Origin of the sequence: Rhodococcus sp. OAS809 (assembly GCF_040546695.1) — a bacterium.
GTDB classification, from domain to species: Bacteria; Actinomycetota; Actinomycetes; order Mycobacteriales; family Mycobacteriaceae; genus Rhodococcus_F; species Rhodococcus_F qingshengii.
Genome location: NZ_JBEPOI010000002.1, coordinates 426,411 through 447,657, shown reverse-complemented (window position 1 = coordinate 447,657; position 21,247 = coordinate 426,411). Strand labels below are relative to the sequence as shown.

Here is a 21,247-nt window from a genome sequence, read left to right as displayed (position 1 = left end):
AGACGTGCACATGGCCCCGATAACCAGCACCTACCGACTGCAGTTGCGACCGGATGCATTCACTCTTCGTGATGCGGCCGCACAGGTGGACTACTTCGAGGCATTGGGGGTCTCACATCTCTATCTCTCCCCCATCCTCACGGCAACGTCCGGATCGACGCACGGCTACGACGTCACCGATCCGACAACCGTGTCCGAAGGACTTGGTGGCCGCGAGGCCCTGGTGGAGCTCTCGCGCGCCATTCGATCACGTGGGATGGGCCTGATCGTCGATCTGGTCCCCAACCATGTCGGTGTCGCCAAACCTCGCGAAAATGCTTGGTGGTGGGACGTTCTCACGCACGGGCAGTCGTCGGAGTACGCGCATTTCTTCGACATCGATTGGGCCGAGGACAACGGAGCCAACGGCGCCGACGGCAAACTCTCACTCCCGGTACTGGGCAGCCCGGACGATCTCGACGCACTGACTGTCGAGAAAGATGGCGAGGAAACACTTCTCGCGTTCTACGAGCACCGCTTCCCCATCGCTGCCGGTACTGAATTCGGATCTCCACAGGAGGTGCACTCCAGGCAGTCGTACCGACTCGTACCGTGGAACGCAGGGATCGTCAATTACCGACGGTTCTTCGCCGTCAACGAACTCGCTGCGCTGCGCCAGGAGGACCCCCAAGTCTTCGAACTCTGCCATCGGCAAGTGAAGTCGTGGGTCGACGAAGGACTGATCGACGGCGTTCGCATCGATCACCCGGACGGACTCGCGAATCCGGCGGAATATCTCGGGCGCCTGCGAGAACTGATCGGACCAGATCAGTGGCTCGTGATCGAAAAGATCCTCGGCCATACGGAACCACTCGATCCGATGCTCCCGATCGACGGCACCACCGGATACGACGCCCTCAATCAGCTGGGCGGCGTTTTCGTCGATCCCGCCGCCGAACTCGAATTGACCGAACTCTCGGCAGATCTGACCGGCGACGACGGGGACAGTGCATGGTTGCATCACACCGAACGTCAGTTCAAACGCGACACCGGGCGCGGTGACCTTGCACCGGAGGTTCGCAGGCTCGTGCGTGCAATCCGACGCGAAACCGGAAGTCGTTGCAGTGAAACCGAACTGAACGACGCAGTTGTCGTCGCGATCGCTCGGATGCCGGTGTACCGATCCGACTACAGTCCCCTCGCCGGTTTGGCCGCTCGGATCGTCGGTGACATGCACGAATTGGCTCCCGGACATGAACCATCGTTCAACGTGTTGGCGCAATCCCTGGTGAACAGCGGTGAGGCCTCAGTTCGCTTCCAGCAGGTGTGTGGCGCTGTCATGGCCAAGTCCGTCGAAGATCGACTCTTCTATCGGACGGCGCGCCTGGTCTCACGTCAGGAAGTCGGCGGCAACCCTGCATCGCTTGCCGTCTCCGTCGCCGAATTCCATCTCCACAACGCGGACCGAGCGAAGCGGTGGCCGCGCGCGATGACGAGTCTGTCCACTCACGACACCAAACGCGGCGAGGACGTGCGGGCACGGATCGGTGTTGTGTCTCAAGTGCCGACCCTGTGGGCCCGGCTGATTCGCGAGTGGGAAGACGTGTGCCCCAGCCCTGATCCGCTTACCGGATTGTTCTTGTGGCAGAACATCATCGGTGTGTGGCCGACGGACGGCCGCTCGGCAGCCTCGGTTCCAGAGCTGCGCGAGCGTTTGCACGCCTATGCGGAGAAAGCCGTCCGCGAGTCCGGCGCCAGGACTTCCTGGAACGATCCGGACGTCGACTTCGAGTCGGCAGTGCACCGCTGGATCGACGAGGTGATCGACGGCCCGGTCGGTGATTCGGTCAGCGAATTCGTCGGCCGGATCGCGCGTCACGGCTGGTCGGACTCTCTCGGCCAAAAGCTGCTCCAACTTCTCGGGCCCGGCGTTCCCGACGTCTACCAGGGCACTGAGCTGTGGGAGGACTCGTTGGTCGATCCGGACAACCGGCGGCTTGTCGACTACGGAACGAGGCGATCACTGCTCGATTCCGGCACCGCGCCGATCGACGCAACAGGAACCGCAAAGTTGCACCTCGTTCGCACGGCACTGACACTGCGGCGGGAGAACCCCTCGTGGTTCGATCACGGTGAGTACCGGCCGGTCTTCGCTTCAGGTTCCGGATCCGGTCATCTGGTCGGCTTCTCGCGCGGCCCGGCAGGTGATCCGCCTATGGTCGTTGCTCTGGCGACGCGACATTCGCTCAGACTCTCGTCGCACGGTTGGAGAGATACGCGAGTGGACCTGCCAGATGGCGAATGGGTCGACGCACTGAGCGGACAACCCGTCTTGTCTTCGGATGCGCGGGACATCTTCGCTGCCGGGCCATGTGCCCTGTTGAACAGGGTGCGCTGAGCGGTTTCCGCTGACTGGGCATTCACCCCCGAAAAGAACTTCGTCGCGCTAACTTCCGAAGAGCAGATCATCACCACTAGTCGGAGGTTTGAGCATGGCCGCCAGTCGATTCACCGGAAAAGTTGCCTTCATCACCGGAGCCGCCCGTGGTCAGGGGCGCGCCGAAGCTGTCCGGCTGGCAGAAGAGGGCGCAGACATCATCGCCGTCGACGCGTGTGTTCAATTCGAATCCACCTCGTATGCCGGCGCCACCGACGACGACCTGGCCGAGACAGTCGAACTGGTCAAGGCCCTGGACCGTCGAATTGTCGCTACCAAGACCGACGTTCGCGACTTCTCTGCACTGTCCGCGGCGCTCGCGGCCGGCATCGACGAATTGGGGCGACTTGACGTCGTCGTCGCGAACGCCGGAATCTGTTCTGCCAACATGTCCTGGGAAATCACGCCCGAGCAGTGGCAGGAAACGCTCGACGTCAACCTGACCGGCGTCTTCCACACCGCCAAGGCAGCGATCCCGCACCTGATCAAGCAAGGCACCGGTGGCTCGATCATCTTCACCAGCTCCGTCGCCGGCCTGCGCGGCCTCCCCTTCCTCGGCCATTACGTCGCGAGCAAACACGGCATCACCGGTCTGGCCAAGACGATGGCCTCGGAGTTGGGGCAGTACAACATTCGGGTCAACACCATCCACCCACACGGCGTGGAAACCGGAATGCAGATGACGGACATGCGGCCGCTCATCGACGCCAACGCCCACACACTCGGTCCGATCTTCATGCAGACCTTGCCCGACCCGGTCAGCCAGCCGGAGGACATCGCCGCCGCCGTCGCGTTCCTCGGTTCCGACGAGGCCCATCACATCACCGGCATCGCGATGCCGCTCGATCTGGGCACCCTGATCCGCTGATCGAATCTTCTCGAGTTTTTCCCGTCCTCGGGGAATATCGCTTCCCCGAGGACGGTTGCGCGAGACATGACCAAAACTGTTGTAGCGCAGACGTACGGCACGCCCGAGGTCCTGAAGCTGGTGGACGTCGATTTACCGGCGCCGAAATCAGGTGAAGTCCTGGTCGACGTGAAGGCGATCGGCGTCAATCCCTTCGACTTCAAGCTCTACAGCGGCGCTTTCGGCACCGACCCCGAGAAACTTCCCATCCACCTCGGCGGCGAGGCAGCGGGCGTCGTCTCGGCTGTCGGCGACGGCGTCACAAATGTGACCGTCGGCGACGAAGTGATCGTCAGCCCCGGCAACGGCCTCTACTCCGAACAAGTAGTCGTGCCGGTCTCCTCTGTCACCGCGAAGCCCGCAGGCATCAGCTGGGAACAGGCAGCCGGCCTCCTTCTGGTCGGCGGAACTGCAGTCGACGCCCTCGACACCATTCGGGTCGGTTCCGGCGACACCGTTCTCATCCACGGCGCGTCCGGCGGCGTCGGCGCGATCGCTGTTCAGCTGGCAGTTGGTCGCGGAGCTACGGTGATCGGCACTGCGGGAGCCTCGAATCAGGATTACGTGCGCTCGCTCGGCGCCACGCCTGTGCTCTACGGCCACGGCCTCGAAGCGCGTGTCCGTGAACTCGCGCCGAACGGCGTCGATGCGGCGTTCGACACCGCCGGAACGGACGAAGCCGTCGATGCATCTCTGGCTTTGGTCACCGACAAGAGTCGCATCGTCACCATCGTCGCGTTCGGACGCGCCCAGACCGACGGCTTCGCGTCCGTCGGCGGAGGCAATCCGGCAAGTGCGGAAGCGCGTTTGAAGGCACGATCCGAACTTGTCGAACAAGCCGGTTCCGGACACCTCATCGTGAAGATCGCCAAGACCTTCCCGCTAGCGGACGTGGCACTCGCTCACACCGAGTTGCAGAGTTCGCACCCCGCGGGAAAGTTCATCCTCGTTCCGTGACCTTCAGCTCTGTCTTGCCTAGGCCTTAGGGGCGAGTGGAACCAACAGGGTGGTGCCGAACGCGACGAGCACCGATTCGCCTTCGCGTTCGGCATGTACCTCGGCAGTGACGAACACCTGCTTGCGCCCGGCCTTGACCGAGCGCGCCGTAGCGACAAATGCGGTTCCGACGCCCGGACTCACGAAATTGACCGCGCAGTTGGACGCCGCCACGACACCTACCTGGGTGAAAGCAGCAAATCCGCACGCGGTGTCGACGAGTCCCGCCACGAGCGCAGCGTGCAGGTGTCCCGAGTACTGGCCCAGATCCTCACGCCATTCGAGCCGCAGACAAACGCGACCCGGTTCGGCCTCCGTGACTTCGAATCCGGCCCACCGGTTGAAGGCCGCCGAGGCGTTGACCGCGCGCAACTGTTCGAGCATTTCAGAATTTCCCATGTAGACCAGTCTACATAGATTGTGGTGGATCGCTGGGGTGTTTAAGCTCCAACTCGTGGCGACTCCCCCGAAACACCGCGAAGCACTCGTACGAGCTGCGGCCGATCTGTTTCGCCGCCAGGGGTATGCGGCAACGGGCCTCAACGAGATCCTCAAGTCGAGCGGGGCGCCGAAAGGTTCGCTCTACCACTACTTTCCCGGCGGCAAAGAGCAGATCGGCGAAGAGGTCGTCCGCGTCGGCGGGCAGTTGGTCACCGACACCCTGACCGAACTCGCCGACAGCCAATCGGACGCCGGGTCGCTGCTGCGCGAGTACGCGCGGTTGCTCGCCGGATGGGTGAGCGATTCGGATTTCCACGAAGGCTCGCCGATCACGACGGTGTTGTTGGAACTTGCCCCCGATTCGGAGAGCGTGACAGCCGCCGGACAGGCGGTGTATCGACAGTGGACTTCGCTACTGCGCGACACACTGATCGCGTCCGGGGTCGGACGTGCGCGAGCGGAACGGCTTGCCGTCCTGGCAGTGTCCGCGCTCGAGGGCTCGCTGGTGCGGGCTCGCGTCGAACGATCCGGTCAGCCGATTCTCGATTCCCTCGGCGAGGTCGCCGACGTGTTCGACGGAGCAATCGCCGCGGCGCACTCGCACTGAGCGAACGCGACCTGAGCGAACGGCACTCTCGGTCTCATGAAGGCGCCGAAAGGTACGTTCGCTCGGAATCGGAGGGTGGCTCAGTCGGCTTCCGGGCGCCACCTCGAGCACCACCGCGGGCCGCGCCGATCCCTGCGACGACGACGCACGCGATACCTGCCACGGCCAGAACACTCGGAACCTGTTGCAGCACAACCAGACCGATAAGCTGCGCGAAAGCAGGCTCGAGACTCATCAGCGTGCCGAACGCCGCCGTGGACAGCCTTCGCAACGAGACCATCTCCAGAACGAACGGCACGACGGGCAGCAAGATCGCGAGTCCGAGGCCCACGAGAATCAGATGCGGAGTCAGCCGCCCGATAGCCGAGTGGCCTACGGCAATTGTCGCGGCCAACCCGGCTACCGCCATCGACACCGCCAGCCCGTTGATACCGGCAACCTCGTCGCCGACGCGCTGGGTGAGCAAAATGTACATCGCCCAGCAGAGCGCCGCACCGAGTGCGTACGCCACACCGACCAGATCGACTGTCCCGGCCCACGGTTCGGTGAGAAGCACGACGCCCACGCCTGCCAGAACCGGCCACAGAACGCGGCCACGCCCCCGGAGCAAAGCAACCGTCAGCGGACCCAAGAATTCCAATGCGCTTGCTGTTCCCAGCGGAAGGCGCTCCACCGCTGCCATGAACAGGAGCGTCATGCCTGCGGTGACCACACCCAGAACCACGCAAGCCAGAAACGCCTTGCGAGTGAACGCCGAAGGGCGGGGCCTGACGATGATCAGAAGAATGATGCCTGCCCAGGCGAGTCGTAGCCACGCCGCTCCGTCTGCGCCGAGCTGATCGATCAGGCCCACCGACACGGCGAGCCCGAGCTGCACGCACAACATCGCCAAAACAGCCAGGCCCACTCCGGCCCGCGCTTTCGTATCCATAGCTGAATTGAACGGGAGGCCAACCGTTCGTGTCCACGCGATTTTGACCTACATTATGTTCACGATTAGTGAATGATCGAAGGATGGAAACCCGTCGACTCCATCTCCTCCTCGAACTCTCCCGCTTGGGTTCGATGCGTGCGGTCGCCGAAGCGCACAACCTCACGACGTCGACAGTGTCCCAACAACTCGCGGCCTTGACCGCGGAGACCGGTACCGCACTGATCGAGCCCGACGGTCGCCGGGTGCGGCTGACGCCGGCCGGTCAACGACTGGCCGATCATGCCGTCACCATCCTGGCAGCCGTCGATGCAGCTCGCCTGGACCTCGATCCGGACGCGGAACCGGTGGGGACCCTGCGAGTCGGCGGATTCGCAACTGCGATCAGAACCGCGATGCTCCCCGTCGCTCGAAGCCTGCAACGCAGTCACCCGCAGGTGGACGTGATGATCTACGAATACGAACCCGTCGAGGCTTTTGCACTCCTCGAACGCGACGATCTAGACCTCGCACTGACGTACGACTACAACCTTGCCCCCGCGTCGCCGAGCCCACTACTCGAAGCAATTCCGCTCTGGTCGACGCCCTGGGGACTGTGTGTTCCCGACGACGCCAAAGCTCCCGACAAGTCCACAGAATCCGGAATCGATCTCCGCGCCTTCGCCGACACGTCATGGATAGTGAACTCACGCAACACGGCAGACGAGCGCGCTGTGCGAACCCTCGCGTCGCTGGCCGGGTTCACCCCTCGGATCACTCACCAGATCGACAGTCTCGACTTGGTCGAACTCTTGATCCTCAGTGGTTACGGCGTGGGGCTGATGCCGCTCGAACGCAAGACTCGCGAAGGCGTGCGCGTCGAACCACTCGTCGATCCGCCCGTCATCCTCACTGCCTATGCGGTGACGCGTCGCGGCCGATCGTCGTGGCCGCCGCTTCGGCTCGTGTTGGACCGACTCACGGCCTACCGATAACTCACATCCGATCAGCGTCGCCGTCGCGGCGCTGCTGCTTGGCAATTCGACGCTGCTCTTCCGCCCGCTCGCGGCACTGACGCAAGAAGGCTTCGTCCGCCGCCGGATCCTGCGCAACGGCACGTCCCGGGCGCTCGTATTCGCCGTAACCGGTTGGGCCGACGTAACCGCGGGGCGCGTTCTGTCCGCGCCCGACCACCAGCCACAGAACCGATCCCAAAGTAGGAAGGAAGATGATGATCAGAATCCAGACGACCTTGGGTAGGTACTGGATGTAGGCGTCATCTCTCGTGATGGCGTCGACGATGCAGAAAATCCACAGCAACATCGTGATGAGGCCGAACAAGGCATAGGGCACGCTGGCGATTCCTCCCGAGAATAAAAAACCCTCGCCATGCTAACGAAAACAGACCAATTAGTACATTAGATTCTGGCGAATGTTGAACTCGAGCCATCCTCGGTACGCATCGACGTCCCATCCACTGACCCGACGCAATTGCTGATGAAGCTGAGGCGAGACGAAAGCGGCAAGTATGCCCGCGGCTTTCTCGAGCGAAATCTCAGGCCTCAACAAGCCATGCTCGGAGAGACCCTCGGCTATCGACATCGCATTGACGGCCGACTGATCCGACGACTCCTCGGATAGTCGACGCATGTCGGCATCCGCACCCGAGGATTCGACCGCGACCATCATCAGAGCGCCGGCACGTTCGAGCAGTCCGATGCCCTGAGCCACGATCTGGGAGACGATCCGGCGAACGTCATCGGGGTCCGAGGCCAGGTTCGGCGCGCCGAGTGGAACCTCTTCGGCATCGAGCGCCGCAGCGAGGGCCGCTTCGAAGATCTCGAGTTTCCCGCCGGGGAAGGCTGTGAACACCGTCCGATCGGCGACGCCGGCCGAGGCGGCAATCTGCTTGACGGTGGCTTTGACATACCCGTCTCGAACAAACAAGGCCGTCGCCGCATCACGAATGAGTTCACGCGTTCGCTGCGCGGAAGCTTCACGCACGCGGGAGTGGTACTGGCGTCTGCCCTCCATTGCGCACACTTTAGCCGCATTCGATGCAACGACCATGCATGGAAAGAATCGTGCAGCTCAGGAGCCTTTTCCGGGGTGATCTATCCAGCCGTCGCTACCGGGAAACACCAACGCCTCGTGGCCGTTGTCGTACCTGACCAGATACGGAGGACCGCCGTCCTCGCCGTGCACCTCGAGAACCTCGGCAGTTACCTCCGCCTGCCCCACCACGCGCCCCTGGACGTGGAGACGGTCACCCACTTCGGCATGCATCACTCCTCCTCGCTGCCCGCTCGCGCAGGCGCAGACCAACCACTGACGTTGTTCCCGCCATGCCGACTCGGAAACCCTGGGGCGAGTTGCCGTCGTGAGAAATCGCATATTCACCGAAGGTGACAGCGACGGGTGAACAGTGGTTCACTCATGGGTGAATTCCCGTTCACCATCGCCGCGTGAAGGACCGTCTCTTGGCATTGCACTCGTCTCCGACCACTCGCCGTTCGAGTCGGCTCATTACCGCAATTCTCTGTCTTTCCGGCACCGTGGTCGCGCTGCAACAAACGATGGTCATTCCGTTGTTGCCCGATTTCCCGAAGATCCTCGGCGTCAGCGCTGACGACGCCTCCTGGCTCGTCACCGTCACGCTCCTCACGAGTGCCGTCGCCACTCCGATCGTCTCCCGCCTGGCAGACATGTTCGGAAAACGACGCATGATGCTGATCTCGATGACGATGATCGTGGTCGGATCACTGGTCGCGGCGATCGGCGGCAACTTTGTCGCCCTGCTGATCGGACGTGGTCTCCAGGGCTTCGCGATCTCGATGATCCCCGTCGGAATCAGCATCATGCGCGACGAACTGCCCAAGGAGAAGGTGGCGTCGGCAACAGCGTTGATGAGTGCCACTCTCGGAATCGGCAGCGCACTCGGGCTCCCGCTGTCCGGGTTGATCTTCGAGCATCTGGGCTGGCCCGCCATCTTCTGGCTCTCGGCGATCGTGGGCGTCCTGCTGATCATCGCGGTAGCCGTCGTCGTCCCGGAATCAAGTGTTCGTACCCGCGGCAAATTCGACTTCCTGGGCGCGGTCATGCTCTCGACAGCACTCACGGCGATCCTCCTCGCCATCTCCAAGGGCGCCCGTTGGGGATGGACGAGCGAACTGACATTGCTGATGTTCGTCATCGGAATCGTGACTCTCGCATTGTGGTTCCCTTACGAACTCCGCGTCACCCAGCCGATGGTCGATCTACGAACGTCGGCCAAGCGGCCTGTTCTGCTGACCAACGTCGCCTCGATCCTCGTCGGCTTCTCGATGTACGCGAACAACCTCTCCACCACCCAACAACTTCAGATGCCGAAGATCTCCGGCTACGGCTTCGAACTGGGCGTGATGGCGGCCGGACTGTGCATGATTCCGGCAGGCCTCGCGATGGTCTTCTTCGCGCCCGTCTCCGCGAACATCACGAAGCGATTCGGAGCCAAGATCACTCTGATCGTCGGCGGCACGGTGCTCGCGCTCGCCTACATCGCGCGAGTGTTCCTGACCGGTTCGATAGCACTGATCATCATCAGCGCGGCGGTGGTCAGCATCGGAACCGCAATCGCCTACTCCGCGATGCCGATGCTGATCATGCGATCGGTTCCGATTACCGAAACCGCGTCGGCAAACGGCCTCAATTCGCTGCTCCGCTCAGTCGGTACTTCCACGTCCAGCGCGGTGGTTGCCGCCATGCTCACGTCGATGGTCATCCCGTCCGGGCCGGGCGAGGGCCTTCCGTCGATCGACGCCTTCAAGAACATCTTCTGGCTGGCCGCCCTCGCCGCCGTGGCTGCTGCCGCTGCCGCTGCGTTCATTCCTCGCCGCGGCGCAAAACCGGAAGCGGCACTTCGCCCGGTGACCCCGGAAGGGTTCGAGCTTCCCGACGCCGCCGTGTCCGAAACGGAAATTGTGGTTGCCGGTCGTGTGGTCCGGGCCGACAGCCGACCGATCCGGCAGGCCGTTGTCACCGTGATGGACATGGAGGGTCGACCGATCGACTGGAGTCGCGCCGACAACGAGGGCAACTTTTCCCTCGCCCTACCCCGGCCCGGACGGTATTTGGTAGTGACGAGTGCCGACGGCTGGTCCCCTCGGTCGCAGGTGATCGCTTTCGACAGCGCGCAATCGACGCACACCGTCGAACTCGGTGACCGCCTCACCATCTCCGGCAAGGTCGGAGTCGGCGGCCGAACAACCTCGGGAACCGTCGTCACGCTCACGAAACCGACCGGCGAATTCGTCGCATCCACCGTCACCGACGGAACCGGGCACTACGGAATCGCACTTCCCACATCCGGCCGGTACATCCTGACCGCGCTGACCGAGAGCGGACACGGCACATTGGCTCGTCAGATAGCGGTCATCGCGCAGTCCACCGTCGTCGATTTCGACGTACCCGTCGATGCCGAGCCGTTGACGACAGTATGAACGCCAGTATGAGCAACCGAACACATGGCGATCGGGTATCGAGGCGAGCGGCATGAGCAGCGGTGAAGCCAGCATCCTCACAGCAGCGAAAGCCTTGTTCGCGGAACGAGGTTACGCATCGACGACCATCAAGGACATCGCGGTCGCAGCCGGCTACTCCCCTGCCCTGGTCATGAAGATCTACGGCAGCAAAGCTCGGCTGTACTCGGCTGCGATCCCGTCCGCACCTCCGATGGACGAGGATCCGAATGCCGACGCCACCGGAGACATCGGCTGTCAACTGGTCGAGAAACTTGTCGCTCGTAGAGAATCCGACGAAACCGATCCGTGGGCAATGCTCGCAGTACACGTTCACGAGGCGCCAGATCCGGCCGCCGCTCGGGCCGAGATCAAGCAACGATACGTTCACGGGATCGCGCGCCGCATCGGCGACACGGAGCCCGGTTTGGTACGCAGCCAGATCGTCGTCTCACTGCTGCTCGGACTGGCCACCGGCATGCGGACGCTCGAACTCCTCGGTGAGGATTCACTGTCGTCGGAGGATCTGATCCGGCGCTACGGAAGGCTGATTCAAATAGCCGTCGACGAAATCGAACCGGTATCCGAGCACGAATCGTTCATCAGTGACACGGTGGAGGAATGACGACTTACCGATACCTCGACGCCGACCGGAATCTCCTCGAAGAGAAAGATTTCGAAACCGAGCAGGACGCACAGGAATACCGACTCTCCGTCCTCGGTGCCGAACACATCGAGCCCACCGACGAATGATCCTGTCGAGTCCCCGATCGGTCAGGAAGACTTCGCGGCAGTGGTGAGTTCAGCGATCAAGGCTTGAACGCGCCGCTCGATTTCGTCACGGATCGGGCGAACTGCTTCAAGGCCCTGTCCGGCCGGGTCGTCGAGAACCCAGTCTCGGTAACTCTTGCCGGGGAAGATCGGGCACGTGTCGCCGCAGCCCATGGTGATGACGACATCCGAATCCTGGACGGCGTCGACAGTGAGGATCTTCGGAGACTGCGCTGAGATGTCGATACCGCGCTCTGCCATCGCCTCGACCGCTGCCGAATTGACGGTCTCGGCGGGTGCGGATCCGGCGGAACGGACCTCGATGGCGTCGCCTGCGAGATGGCTCAGGAATCCCGCGGCCATCTGAGATCGACCGGCATTGTGGACGCAGACGAACAACACCGATGGTTTGCTCATGACCTCACTCTTTCTCGACTGGATGAAACCTCTTCGACTGCAAAGCGTTTGCGTAGAGCAAGGGAGACATAGACCAGCCCGACGAGCACCGGTACCTCGATCAGCGGGCCGACGACACCGGCAAGAGCTTGCCCCGAGGTGGCGCCGTAGGTGGCGATGGCTACCGCGATCGCGAGTTCGAAGTTGTTGCCCGCGGCGGTGAACGCCAGGGTCGTGGTGCGTTCATAGCCCAATCCGATTGCGGCGCCGAGGATGTAGCCTCCGCCCCACATGAGCGCGAAGTACGCGAGCAGGGGCAGCGCGATCCGGACGACATCCCAAGGCTGGGAGGTGATCTGTTCGCCCTGCATCGAGAAGAGCACGACGATGGTGAACAGCAGACCGTAGAGCGCCCAGGGGCTGATCTTGGGGATGAACTTGTTGTCGTACCAGTCGCGGCCTTTGGCGCGTTCGCCGAAGAAGCGGGACAGAAAACCTGCCAGCAGCGGGATACCGAGGAAGATCAGGACCGATTTCGCAATCTGCCAGGGCGAGGTGTCGATGGTGGTCTGTTCGAGGCCGAGCCACCCGGGCAGGACCGAGAGGTAGAACCAACCGAGCACGGCGAACATGATCACCTGGAACACCGAATTGATGGCGACCAGCACCGCGGCGGCTTCGCGGTCTCCGCAGGCCAGGTCGTTCCAGATGATCACCATCGCGATGCACCGAGCGAGACCGACGATGATCAAACCGGTTCGGTATTCCGGCAGGTCAGGCAGAAACAGCCAGGCGAGGGCGAACATCAGCGCCGGGCCGAGAACCCAGTTCAGGAACAGGGAGCCGGCGAGGAGTTTCTTGTCCCCGGTGACTGTGTCGAGGCGGTCGTAGCGGACCTTCGCCAGGACCGGGTACATCATGATCAGCAGACCGAGGGCGATCGGTAGCGAGATGCCGTCGATCTGCACCTTGTCCAGGGCAGTGTTCACACCGGGGATCCAGCGTCCAACCAGCAGGCCGACGACCATGGCCACGCCGATCCAGACCGCCAGATAGCGGTCGAGGGTGGAGAGTTTTCCGACGACTTCGGGGTGTTCGGTGGTGGCAGCGGTGTTGCTCATGCGGTGACCTCAGCGCAAGCGTCCGCGGCACTCACGCTCGCACCTTCTACCAGCAGAACGGCGGAAAGCTGTTGCAGCGCAGCCGGAATAACCCAGTAGTACACCCAGGTCCCGCGTCGTTCACAATCGAGCAGCCCGGCCTGGCGCAACACCTTCAGGTGATGCGAGATAGTCGGCTGAGACAAGTCGAACGAGTCGGAGATGTCGCAGACGCAGGCTTCACCACCCTCGTGACTTGCCACCAAGCTGAGCAAGCGGAGACGAACCGGATCGCCGAGGGCCTTGAACATCCGAGACAAGTCGCCGGCCCAATCCTCGGTCAACGGTTCACGAACGAGCGGGGTGCAGCAAGCCTCGGAGTCCGGCAGCTCTTGATTCGACATTCTTCGATATTGGCAGATATCGAATCAACGCGCAATCGGGCATCCGGTCAGCCGGATCCCGGACTCATCCCTCGGCGATCGCCGTTCGACGCTCGAGCAGAACAGTGTCGCGCCACACGCCGTCGAGTTCGGCGATCTTCTCGCGAAGGCCGACCGTTCGAAACCCGGCCGAATGATGGAGCGAGATGGAGGCACGGTTCTCCGGGAACATCGACGTCTGCAGAGTCCAGAGTCCGTCGGCGTCGGCGGCCATGACTTGCTTGCGCAACAACGCCTTTCCGACGCCACGACCACGCATGCCGTCCGCAACGTACACGGAGTTCTCGGCAACCCCGCGGTAGCAGTCACGCTCGGAAACCGGACTCAACGCAGCCCATCCGACAACAACACCCCCGACAGTCGCCACCCATCGATGCTGCGGCAGCCACCGTTCGTGGAGATGCTCACGCGAGGGGACCTCAGCGGCAAAGGTGGCATTTCGGGTGTCGATACCCTCGCCGTAAATACGGCGAACCGCATCCCAGTCGTCGTCGATCATGGCCCGGACAGAGACATCGTCGGGCAGATCACTCGGGCAGCACGGACGCGGAGCAAGGACTCCCATCACCACATCCGCCGCCTGCGGCAAGGCAACGCAACACGTCGGACTCATCGCGACGACCGTGCTCGTCCCTTCCTTACGCATGGTCACAAAACCCACATCGGCAAGCTTGCGCAGGTGGTGCGACACCGTCGGTTGCCCGATCCCCAACGCCTCGGCGAGCGCTCCGACGGTAATACCACCGACCGCGCTCGCTACCCGGTGAAGCAATCGGACGCGCATCGGCTCGGCAAGGCAGGCGAACCACTGCGCGTAGGTATCGGCATCGCCCTGCGCGAGGACGGAAGAACGGATCTGATCCGAGTCCGAATCTCCGACTCGCACCGTCGGAGTCTGCAGCGAAGTCATCTCTCCACTATATCGACAGCTGTCGATGGTTGCCTACATTGATGATCGTCGATACTGTTCCCCGTAGATCGATAATCGTCGATGAAAGGCACGAAAATGAACCCCCTACCCGTTGTCGTGATCGGGGCCGGCCCGATCGGCCTAGCAGCCGCAGCAGAACTGCGCGAGCGCGGACTCACACCCCTTGTATTCGAGCGCGGAACCACAGCCGGTGCTGCGATCTCCGAGTGGAATCACGTTCGACTGTTCTCCCGGTGGTCCGAACTCGTCTCCCCCGCCCGCGCGGCGACTCCTCGACCAGAATGGATGGAGCTCACCCGACGGGCAGACCTATCCGACCGGCCGGCAATGGCGCGAGCTCTACCTCGAACCACTCGCCTCGGCCCTCGCCGACCTGGTCCAGTTCGACACCGAGGTGATCGGCGTAGCTCGACGCGGACGTGACCTGGTCGTCGACGCCGGACGCGACAGCGAACCCCTCTCGATTCACCTGCGGCGCCGGGACGGAACCGAGGATCGGATGTTCGCCCAGGCCGTTGTGGATGCGTCCGGCACCTGGGGCACCCCCAACCCGCTCGGTGGTGAAGGTCTTCCTGCACTCGGCGAAGGCGCTGTGGGTACTGCGATCCGGTACCGGGTTCCTGATCTCGACGATCCGGCAGTGCGGGCACAGTTCGCCGGAACGCACACCGTCATCGCAGGTAGTGGCCACTCCGCGCTGACGGCGATCGTTGCGCTGTCAGGGTTGGCGGAGCAGGCTCCGAGCACCCGCATCACCTGGGCGGTCCGCCGAGGAAACATCGGCTCTGCATTCGGAGGCGGCGACGCTGACGAACTGCCCGCGCGCGGCGCCCTGGGCTTGCGTGCAAAGAAGGCCGTCGAGGATGGCCTGTTGAGAGTCGTCACCGGCTTCCGCACCGCAGAGGTGACAACTACCCCTTCGGGACAACTCATACTCGCCTCCGATGCGGGTGATCGCATCGAGAACGTGGACAACGTCATAACGCTGACCGGCTTCCGCCCCGATCTGTCCTGGCTCTCGGAAATTCGACTCGGCCTCGACCCGGTCTTACAAGCACCGGTCGAGCTTGCTCCGCTGATCGACCCGAACGTCCACTCGTGCGGCACCGTTTACCCGCATGGCGCGAAGGAGCTTCGCCATCCGGAGCCGGGGGTGTACTTGGCTGGAATGAAAAGCTACGGCCGAGCACCCACCTTCCTGGCGATGACCGGCTACGAGCAGGTTCGCAGCATCGCAGCCGAGCTCGCCGGCGATCACGAAGCAGCGGCCCGCGTCGAGTTGGTCCTTCCGGAGACCGGAGTCTGCGGCGGCGCAGGCATTTTCGACGAACCTGACACAGCAGAAACCGACACAGGGAAAGCCGAGGGCGGATGCTGCAGCGCCCCCGCTCCGAAACTGATCACGCTGTCTGCACCGTCCGGCAACACCTGCGGATAGAAACAGTCCTTGACGACGGAACCAGCCCGCCGGGCTGCCACATCCGGCCGAACAAGGCATGCTGATCGTGTGCATACATTCGAGGTCTGGGCGCCCACACCGGAATCGGTCCGGGTCGAAGTCGACGGCATCACGCACGAGATGGACCGGACCGACGACGGGTGGTGGCGCGCCGAGGTCGACTGCGACAACCGCGCTCGCTACGGCTTTGTCGTCGACGGTGAAACACTCCCGGATCCGCGTTCACCACGCCAGCCCGAAGGCGTGCATCTCCGCTCCCAACTGCACCAACTCGACGAGGCGTCCTGGACCGACTCTCAGTGGACCGGACGACAACTCCCAGGATCATCGGTCTACGAACTGCACATCGGAACGTTCACCCCCGAAGGAACATTCGACGCCGCGATCGAACGTCTCGATCACCTGGTAGACCTCGGCGTCGGCTTCGTGGAAATCATGCCGGTCAACGGCTTCAACGGAACTCACAACTGGGGCTACGACGGTGTGCTCTGGTACACGGTCCACGAGATCTACGGTGGCCCGGACGGATTGCAACGCTTGGTGAATGCGGCCCACGAACGCGGACTCGGCGTGATCCTTGACGTGGTCTACAACCACCTGGGCCCGTCGGGCAACTACCTCGAAAAGTTCGGCCCCTACATTGCCGATGGAGCGAACACCTGGGGCCGAACGATCAACATCGGCGGTCCGCAGTCGGGCGAGGTTCGCGAGTACATCATCGGCAATGCCCTGCGATGGATGCGCGATTTCCACATCGACGGTCTACGCCTCGACGCCGTCCACGCGTTGGTCGATCACACCGCAACGCACATCCTCGAGGAACTCGCCGTCCGAACGGAAACACTGTCGGCCCATCTGGGCCGACCGCTCACGTTGATTGCCGAAAGTGATCTCAACGACGCCACTCTGATCACACCACGAGCGGCCGGCGGGTTCGGCTTGGACGCGCAGTGGGACGACGACATCCACCACACGATTCACACGGCCGTGTCCGGCGAACGCCAGGGTTATTACGCCGACTTCGGATCCTTGGAATCCCTTGCAAATACATTGCGGCGCGGTTTCTTCCACGCCGGAACGTATTCCTCGTTCCGTGGACGGGTTCACGGCCGGCCGATCGACATCACGCATCAGCCCGCCAGCGCCCTGCTCGCATACACGTGCACCCACGATCAGATCGGCAACCGCGCGATCGGGGACCGCCCGAGCGCCTATCTGACGCCAGGACAATTGGCGATCAAGGCGGCGCTGGTCCTGCTATCGCCGTACACACCGATGCTGTTCATGGGCGAGGAATGGGGAGCGACCACTCCGTTCCAGTTCTTCACCTCGCATCCGGAACCGGAACTCGGCGAGGCCACTGCCAAAGGCCGCAAAGCGGAGTTCGCGGCGCACGGCTGGAACAGTGACGACATTCCGGATCCGCAAGACCCACAGACATTTCTGCGATCGAAACTGGACTGGGACGAGCGAGACGACGAGACACGCGCTCGCGTCCTGGCCTGCTATCGCGATCTACTTGCCCTGCGCAGGAAGCGAATCGAGATCACCGACCCTTGGCTGGGGAACCTGCACGTCGACTACGACGAGGACGACCAGTGGATCACCTTGCGCCGCGGCGCATTACAGATCGTGTGCAATCTGGGAACGGACGCGGCCTCGGTTCCGGTCGGCGGAACCCCCATCCTCTGGTGGGATCCGCCGACACAGGACGAGACCGCGTCCGCAACAGTGGTGCCGGGGCACTCGTTCGTCGTACTCGAAAGCTGACTAACTCTCGAGATTCCGGTATTAACGCTTCGCGTTCTCTGGTGTACTCCGCAGCATCCGCAACACCAATGCGGCACTGACGAACAGAACCAAAGCTGTTGCACCGGCAGCAACGTGCATACCGTCGACAAACGCCGACTTCGCGGAATCGGCAAGCACCGAACCGAGTTCACCAGGTAGGTACGTTGCTTCCTGCAGGGCACCGCCGAGCGTGCCCTGTGCAGCGTGCGCCTGATCTGCTTCGAGCATCGAGGTGTCGATTCCCTTGCGGAAGATCGCCATCACCACGCTGCCCAGGATCGCCACGCCGAGCGCGATGCCGAGTTCGTACGCGGTCTCCGACACAGCGGACGCAGCGCCGGCGCGTTCGGGTTCCACCGAGCTGACCACGAGATCCGATGTCAACGTCAACGCGACACCGACACCAGCACCGGCCAGACCGAAGCCGATCACGAACATCAACGGGCCGCTGTCGACGCCGAGCGCGAGCAGCATCGCAGCACCGATACCGGCAACCGCGAGGCCCGCGCTGAGCACGTGAGACACCGACCACCGGCGAATCAACCAGGCCGCCGCAACCGCGGTGAATGCGCTGAGCAACATACCCGGGAGCATCAGCAGGCCGGCGTCGAGCGCCGAGTTACCCAGCACCAACTGCAGGTACTGCGAGCCGAAGAACAGGACACCTGCCAGCGCGAAGATCGAGAGCAGGTTGGTGATGACGGCGGTGGAGAACGACGCGTTGGCAAACAGCTTCAGATCCAACATCGGATCCTTCAGCATCCGCTGACGACGCACGAACACGTAACCCGCCGCGAGACCAACGAGGCCGATCACCAGCAACGTGATGCTGACGCCGTGCACCACGGATTCCTTGACCGCGTACACCAGCGGCAACATGGTCGCCATCGACAGACCAGCGCTGATGAGGTCGAATCGACCCGGATTGGGGTCCTTCGACTCCGGGATCAGGATCGGGCCGAGTACAACCAGCGCGATCATGACCGGAATGTTGATCAAGAAGACCGAACCCCACCAGAAGTGCTCGAGCAACCAACCACCGACCAACGGGCCGGCCGCGGTACCGCCACCGGCCATCGCGCCCCAGACACCGATCGCCTCGGTGCGCTGACGCGGGTTGACGAAGATCGTGCGGATCAGACCGAGGGTGGCCGGCATCAGCGTTGCACCGGAAATACCCTGCAGCACGCGGGCGGCAATGAGCATCTCGGGACTGACAGCGAGAGCGGCGATGATCGAGGCGAGACCGAAGCCGACTGCGCCGATCAGGAGCAGTTTTCGCCTACCGATCCGGTCGCCGAGCGTACCCATGGTGATGAGCAGACCGGCGAGCACGAACGAATAGACGTCGATGATCCACAGCAACTGCGTGCTGCTCGGCTCGAGGTCGGCGCTGATGAACGGAAGCGCAAGATCGAGCACCGTGCCGTCGACTGCGATGAGCAACACAGCAAAGGCAAGGACTATCAAGCCCGCCCAGTCACGCTTTGTCGCCCGAACCTCGTCGGGATTGATTGCAGACGTGTGATCTGCCGACACTGACATTGCTCCCCTGCGACTTTCTCTGAGTTCTTTCGAAAAGACTTCACTGCACCGTCCAGCCGGTACAGTAGGTCTACGGTAACAGTGAACCGTCCGAGCGGTAAAGTTATTTCCGGGTAGGGTCACATCACATGGCTGCCGACACTCGCGATCGAATTCTCGACGCACTGGAGAAGCTGCTGCTGGTCAGCGGCGTCGCCCAAGTCACGCTCGAAGGCGTTGCCGCCGAAGCCGGGGTTTCCAAGGGCGGACTTCTCTATCACTTCCCCAGCAAGGAAGCACTGCTCGCGGCGATGGTCCGCAGACTCGGAGAACGCTCGGATCAGCAACTCGAAGACGCCGTAGCCGGCGGTACGACGGTCACCGAGTTCTATCTGCAGATCCCCGATGCGAACGAAAGCGAAGAACTCTCACTCTTCCGGTCGATCATCGCGGCACTGAGAACAGTCGACGGACAACACGACGAAATCCAGAAGGCCGTCACACATGTGATGCGGAGCTGGGACAAGGGCCTTCAGACCGAGATCGCCGACCCTGTGCAGGCCGAGATCATCCGACTCGTCGGCGACGGCCTGTATCTGGCGGCCATGCTCGGACTCCCCCAGCCGGATCCCGAACTGCATCGACAGGTAGTCGAGCGACTGCGGCCCTGACCGGGGGGGCGTCCCTTACGTCAGATAGCGGTACGCCGGGCTTCCCGGCTCGAGCCTCTCGGACTGCATCGGCGCGCGCTCCATCCGCTCGAGTAACGCCGCCAACCCGTCGGCGGAACCGAGTTCGATACCCACCAACGCGGCACCCGTCTCGCGATTGTTTCGCTTGACGTACTCGAACAGCGCGATGTCGTCGTCCGGCCCGAGCACGTCCGAGAGGAAGCGACGGAGCGCTCCCGGTTCCTGCGGAAAGTCGACCAGGAAGTAGTGCTTGAGCCCGAGGTGAACGAGCGAACGCTCGAGGATTTCGCCGTAACGAGAGACGTCGTTGTTGCCACCGGAGATCAGGCACACGACGGTCGAACCCGGCTCGAACGTCAAATTCTGAAGTGCCGCAACGGAAAGCGCTCCCGCGGGTTCGGCGATGATGCCCTCGCTCTGATACAGCTCGAGCATCGCCGTGCAGATAGCGCCCTCGTCGATCTGATTGACGACAAACGATCCCGAACCGGACCGTGTCTGAAGTTGACGAGCCACGAGCGGCAACGACGCGTGCGACACCACGGCGGCACCCAGACGTGAGACGACCTCGTAGGGAACATCGCCGATCCTCTTGACCGCTGCTCCGTCGACAAATGGATCGACGTCGGGAAGAGTCACCGGGCCCCCGGCAACAAGAGCGGCCGTCATTGACGCCGCACCGGACGGCTCGATCCCGACGATCGACGTCTTCGGCGACCGTTCGTGCAGGTAGGTGGCGATGCCCGCAATGCAACCGCCGCCTCCGACCGGCACGACGATCGTGTCGAGAGGGGCGTCCAATTGCGTGAGAATCTCCGCTGCGATGGTTCCTTGCCCCGCAGCGGTGCGCACGTCGTCGAACGGCGGAACCATGGTTGCGCCGGTTTCGGCTACGTCCTCGGCGGCCGCAGCAGCGGCGGCGTCATAGGTCTCACCGATCATGAACAGTTCGACAAACGCTCCACCGTGCGCGCGGATGCGATCACGCTTCTGCTTGGGGGTATTGGCCGGAACGTAGATCCGACCCTTGATCTGCATCGTTCGGCACGCGAAAGCAACACCCTGCGCATGGTTACCGGCACTGGCAGTCACTACGCCGGCACCGCGTTCGGCCTCGTTGAGCTGAGCGATCAGGTTGTACGCTCCACGAATCTTGTACGAACGAACGCCCTGGAGGTCCTCACGCTTGAGATACACGTGTGCCCCGGTCAACGCCGAAAGACGATCGCTGTACTGCAGGGGCGTCGCCGCAATGACGTGCTGAATTCGCTCGATGGCCGCGTCGATCTCCTGCGCGTCGAGCGCGGGGACGGTGGACTTCGTTACTACGACATCGGGCGAGTTAGACACCCCGCCATTTTCGCACG

General features: G+C 62.9%; 23 protein-coding genes. 12 read left to right on the top strand and 11 right to left on the bottom strand.

The genetic code is table 11. The features are described from left to right. The first annotated feature begins 10 nt into the window (after positions 1-10). The 3 genes from treY (at position 11) to ABIE52_RS05270 (ending at position 4,280) form a co-directional block, all read left to right on the top strand. Positions 11-2,377 (top strand): malto-oligosyltrehalose synthase, encoded by a 2,367-nt coding sequence (treY, locus tag ABIE52_RS05280; protein ID WP_158170107.1) that lies wholly within the window; start codon positions 11-13, stop codon positions 2,375-2,377. A 94-nt stretch (positions 2,378-2,471) separates the two neighbouring features. Continuing rightward, positions 2,472-3,284, top strand: coding sequence for a mycofactocin-coupled SDR family oxidoreductase (locus tag ABIE52_RS05275; protein WP_007733124.1), 813 nt, complete (start codon positions 2,472-2,474; stop codon positions 3,282-3,284). 66 nt (positions 3,285-3,350) lie between these two features. Then, positions 3,351-4,280 carry an NADP-dependent oxidoreductase gene (locus tag ABIE52_RS05270; RefSeq protein ID WP_030537111.1) on the top strand — a complete coding sequence of 310 codons (930 nt, stop codon included), beginning with the start codon at positions 3,351-3,353 and terminating at the stop codon, positions 4,278-4,280. A gap of 18 nt (positions 4,281-4,298) precedes the next feature. Here the strand turns inward: ABIE52_RS05270 and ABIE52_RS05265 are convergent, their stop codons facing one another. Next, positions 4,299-4,718 (bottom strand): PaaI family thioesterase, encoded by a 420-nt coding sequence (locus ABIE52_RS05265; protein WP_230587613.1) that lies wholly within the window; start codon positions 4,716-4,718, stop codon positions 4,299-4,301. A gap of 55 nt (positions 4,719-4,773) precedes the next feature. On the opposite strand from ABIE52_RS05265, the gene ABIE52_RS05260 reads away from it, so the two are divergent. After that, on the top strand, positions 4,774-5,367 hold the full coding sequence (locus tag ABIE52_RS05260; protein ID WP_003941729.1) for a TetR/AcrR family transcriptional regulator: 594 nt from the start codon (positions 4,774-4,776) through the stop codon (positions 5,365-5,367). A gap of 34 nt (positions 5,368-5,401) precedes the next feature. On the opposite strand, the gene ABIE52_RS05255 is transcribed toward ABIE52_RS05260, so the two are convergent. Then, positions 5,402-6,298, bottom strand: a complete 897-nt coding sequence (locus ABIE52_RS05255) for an EamA family transporter (RefSeq protein ID WP_042921816.1) — start codon at positions 6,296-6,298, stop codon at positions 5,402-5,404. Positions 6,299-6,381: 83 nt separating this feature from the next. Here ABIE52_RS05255 and ABIE52_RS05250 point away from each other — a divergent pair, with 83 nt between their 5' ends. After that, complete coding sequence (locus tag ABIE52_RS05250) at positions 6,382-7,272, top strand: LysR family transcriptional regulator (RefSeq protein ID WP_042921818.1); 891 nt, start codon at positions 6,382-6,384, stop codon at positions 7,270-7,272. 1 nt (position 7,273) lies between these two features. Here the strand turns inward: ABIE52_RS05250 and ABIE52_RS05245 are convergent, their stop codons facing one another. Genes ABIE52_RS05245 through ABIE52_RS05235 form a run of 3 tightly spaced genes read right to left on the bottom strand, consistent with a single transcriptional unit; the run spans position 7,274 to position 8,563 of the window. After that, a complete protein-coding gene (locus ABIE52_RS05245) occupies positions 7,274-7,630 on the bottom strand; it encodes a PLD nuclease N-terminal domain-containing protein (RefSeq protein ID WP_003941757.1) in 357 nt (118 codons plus the stop codon). Positions 7,631-7,687: 57 nt separating this feature from the next. Continuing rightward, complete coding sequence (locus ABIE52_RS05240; RefSeq protein ID WP_050655320.1) at positions 7,688-8,311, bottom strand: TetR/AcrR family transcriptional regulator; 624 nt, start codon at positions 8,309-8,311, stop codon at positions 7,688-7,690. A gap of 57 nt (positions 8,312-8,368) precedes the next feature. After that, positions 8,369-8,563, bottom strand: a complete 195-nt coding sequence (locus tag ABIE52_RS05235; RefSeq protein ID WP_003941743.1) for a DUF1918 domain-containing protein — start codon at positions 8,561-8,563, stop codon at positions 8,369-8,371. A 179-nt stretch (positions 8,564-8,742) separates the two neighbouring features. Here ABIE52_RS05235 and ABIE52_RS05230 point away from each other — a divergent pair, with 179 nt between their 5' ends. Genes ABIE52_RS05230 through ABIE52_RS05220 form a run of 3 tightly spaced genes read left to right on the top strand, consistent with a single transcriptional unit; the run spans position 8,743 to position 11,526 of the window. Further along, entirely contained in the window at positions 8,743-10,755 is a 2,013-nt protein-coding gene (locus tag ABIE52_RS05230) for an MFS transporter (protein WP_050655319.1), read from the top strand. Between the two features lie 52 nt (positions 10,756-10,807). Beyond that, positions 10,808-11,398 (top strand): TetR/AcrR family transcriptional regulator, encoded by a 591-nt coding sequence (locus tag ABIE52_RS05225; RefSeq protein WP_003941800.1) that lies wholly within the window; start codon positions 10,808-10,810, stop codon positions 11,396-11,398. Further along, positions 11,395-11,526 (top strand): hypothetical protein, encoded by a 132-nt coding sequence (locus tag ABIE52_RS05220; protein WP_256082667.1) that lies wholly within the window; start codon positions 11,395-11,397, stop codon positions 11,524-11,526. The genes ABIE52_RS05225 and ABIE52_RS05220 overlap by 4 nt, the downstream gene beginning before the upstream one ends. 21 nt (positions 11,527-11,547) lie before the next feature. Here the strand turns inward: ABIE52_RS05220 and ABIE52_RS05215 are convergent, their stop codons facing one another. From ABIE52_RS05215 to ABIE52_RS05200, 4 genes are all read right to left on the bottom strand, one after another. Then, on the bottom strand, positions 11,548-11,961 hold the full coding sequence (locus ABIE52_RS05215; protein WP_003941758.1) for an arsenate reductase ArsC: 414 nt from the start codon (positions 11,959-11,961) through the stop codon (positions 11,548-11,550). Next, the gene (gene arsB, locus ABIE52_RS05210; protein ID WP_050655318.1) at positions 11,958-13,061 is read right to left on the bottom strand and encodes an ACR3 family arsenite efflux transporter; all 1,104 of its coding nucleotides are present in this window, start codon (positions 13,059-13,061) and stop codon (positions 11,958-11,960) included. The genes ABIE52_RS05215 and arsB overlap by 4 nt, the downstream gene beginning before the upstream one ends. Then, positions 13,058-13,444 (bottom strand): ArsR/SmtB family transcription factor, encoded by a 387-nt coding sequence (locus ABIE52_RS05205; RefSeq protein WP_003941739.1) that lies wholly within the window; start codon positions 13,442-13,444, stop codon positions 13,058-13,060. The genes arsB and ABIE52_RS05205 overlap by 4 nt, the downstream gene beginning before the upstream one ends. A 64-nt stretch (positions 13,445-13,508) precedes the next feature. After that, positions 13,509-14,393 carry a helix-turn-helix domain-containing GNAT family N-acetyltransferase gene (locus ABIE52_RS05200; protein WP_050655317.1) on the bottom strand — a complete coding sequence of 295 codons (885 nt, stop codon included), beginning with the start codon at positions 14,391-14,393 and terminating at the stop codon, positions 13,509-13,511. 81 nt (positions 14,394-14,474) lie between these two features. Between ABIE52_RS05200 and ABIE52_RS05195 the strand changes: the two genes are divergently transcribed. The 3 genes from ABIE52_RS05195 to treZ all read left to right on the top strand — a co-directional run bounded on the left by ABIE52_RS05195 (position 14,475) and on the right by treZ (position 17,643). Further along, the gene (locus tag ABIE52_RS05195; RefSeq protein ID WP_354541465.1) at positions 14,475-14,837 is read left to right on the top strand and encodes an FAD-dependent oxidoreductase; all 363 of its coding nucleotides are present in this window, start codon (positions 14,475-14,477) and stop codon (positions 14,835-14,837) included. Then, positions 14,809-15,852 (top strand): NAD(P)/FAD-dependent oxidoreductase, encoded by a 1,044-nt coding sequence (locus ABIE52_RS05190; RefSeq protein ID WP_354541464.1) that lies wholly within the window; start codon positions 14,809-14,811, stop codon positions 15,850-15,852. Before ABIE52_RS05195 ends, ABIE52_RS05190 begins: the two co-directional genes overlap by 29 nt. 69 nt (positions 15,853-15,921) lie before the next feature. Continuing rightward, a complete protein-coding gene (gene treZ / locus ABIE52_RS05185; protein WP_050655315.1) occupies positions 15,922-17,643 on the top strand; it encodes a malto-oligosyltrehalose trehalohydrolase in 1,722 nt (573 codons plus the stop codon). 21 nt (positions 17,644-17,664) lie between these two features. Here treZ and ABIE52_RS05180 read toward each other — a convergent pair whose 3' ends face one another. Next, positions 17,665-19,209, bottom strand: a complete 1,545-nt coding sequence (locus ABIE52_RS05180) for an MFS transporter (RefSeq protein ID WP_007733146.1) — start codon at positions 19,207-19,209, stop codon at positions 17,665-17,667. Positions 19,210-19,337: 128 nt separating this feature from the next. Here ABIE52_RS05180 and ABIE52_RS05175 point away from each other — a divergent pair, with 128 nt between their 5' ends. Beyond that, a complete protein-coding gene (locus tag ABIE52_RS05175; protein ID WP_007733148.1) occupies positions 19,338-19,859 on the top strand; it encodes a TetR/AcrR family transcriptional regulator in 522 nt (173 codons plus the stop codon). A gap of 15 nt (positions 19,860-19,874) precedes the next feature. Here the strand turns inward: ABIE52_RS05175 and ilvA are convergent, their stop codons facing one another. Next, on the bottom strand, positions 19,875-21,230 hold the full coding sequence (ilvA, locus tag ABIE52_RS05170) for a threonine ammonia-lyase IlvA (protein WP_007733150.1): 1,356 nt from the start codon (positions 21,228-21,230) through the stop codon (positions 19,875-19,877). Positions 21,231-21,247: the final 17 nt, after the last annotated feature.